The organism is Streptomyces sp. NPDC022910 (genome assembly GCF_055561075.1).
Window position 1 is genome coordinate 1 of the sequence record NZ_JBVHHL010000163.1, and the last position, 1749, is coordinate 1749.

Genomic DNA, 1749 nt, shown 5'->3' on the forward strand with positions numbered 1-1749 from the left:
GCCTGCCCGACCTCTGACGACGCCCCGGATGCGACCTCGCTCACGCTCGCCACTGGACCGATGCCGACGTCGTAGAGCTGTCTCGGGGGAACCCAGGCAGCTGGTAAACCACCGCACCAGATTGGCGCTGGCTCAATGGCCCAGGCCGCGTGTTGTATTCAACGAACCAGGCCGCGTGTGGTTATATCGTGACAGTGAAGGTGATGACGATGGCAATTAACGAGCACAACACCCACCGTCATCGGCTATCTGGTGCACGTGCGCAAGGTTTTATCGGCGCTGGAAACCCCGCATCGCGAGCAGACCCTCGTGAGGGAGACGTGATAGCAGGCTAATTGGGCGACGATCCTCAGCGGCGGCGCACTCACCTAGTTCTCACCTTCTGTTTCAACCCGTGACCCCTCCGATGCGCATTAGTGGCAGGAAGGTCAGTCCCGGTCATTCGAGCAGGTCAGACCTTCGATGCCGGGTGATGTCGGACATCTACCCCACAGTGGAGCGTCTCATGACAGATGGCAACGAAAATGCGGGTGCGGGACGACCGCGCGGGAACTTGAGCAGGCGACGCCTTCTTCAAGGGACAGCGGGCACCCTCGGTACCGCTCTAGCATCCGCCGGCATCTATGAGTTGATCGACAACATTGCAGAACCACCGGACCGGGCCGCTGTCGCCGACAGCCCGCCCATCGAGGAACAGTATATCCTGCAGAACGAGCCGGTGATCATGGTCAATGGCTCGGGCGTGAAGAGCAGCAAAGGCACTATCGCGGTCCGGGTGCCAGCCCTGCACGATCACATCATTACCGCAAGGCTGAATGTGCCGGCGAAAGCTAAGGCGCTGCAGGAGGCGCAGCACCACCTCGAGTCCGCCCTCCTGGAAGTGGAACGCCAATTTCCGCCCACTCCCACAGGAGTGGCCACCACGGTCGCCTGGGGACTTCACTACTTCCACCACTACATCCCAACCCTGGGCAAGACGTCGGGCTTCTTCAAGGCGGGAACACCTTACCCGGCGTATCTGCCGGTTGATTTGATGGCCTCCAAGACGGAGGGCCGTACTGTATATGCGCTGCAGGAGGCCAGGACGTTCCCCAGCGACCAGCCCCCGCCTGGCTTCGGGCCGGTCCGCTTGGAACAGAATGACGTGGCCGTGCTACTCCGCAGTGACTCGATCGCCAATATCAAGGAAGCCCAAAACGCCATCTTCGGGTCTGGAAGCAACCAGGCGGGCAGCCTGTTCAAGGTGACGAGTATCCGCCAGGGCTTCTCCGGAGGCGGTTTCTACGGGCAACAGGGCCTGCCGAGCAAGATGGCGCTGGCAGCTGATATCCCCGGTGCACAGTCGATTCCTCGACAGGCGCAGGGCTTCCTCGGCTTCGCCACCACCCTGGACTCGAATATGGGACCCGACAACGTCCCCAGTCTGGAGACCCTGCCCGGCCTCACCGATCAGTGGCCCAACGGTTACTTCAAACAGGGGACGACCATGCATCTCTCGCACCTGTTTCAAGATCTGGTGGCCTGGTACGAAAAGAATTTCCCTCGGTACGCGGATCGCGTCCAGGCGATGCTCCAGCCCGGCCTCTCGCCCGCGCCGGGTACGTTTGCCCTCCAACCGCCAAGTCAAAGTGAGGCCGAAGTGGCGCAGGGGGTCCAGCGGTACCACGCCTACGGCCACAGTGGGAGCATGTCGCAGGTGGACAGCACCACATCACCGACGACCAGCAATTACGGGAAGGCCTACCCCAC

At 61.8% G+C, this 1749-nt stretch carries 1 protein-coding gene; it reads left to right on the forward strand.

What is annotated here, in order from left to right; genetic code table 11:
- Positions 1–505: 505 nt before the first annotated feature.
- A partial coding sequence (locus ACZ3TS_RS42910) for a DUF7405 family protein (protein WP_467628674.1) occupies positions 506–1749 on the forward strand: 1244 nt, incomplete at its 3' end.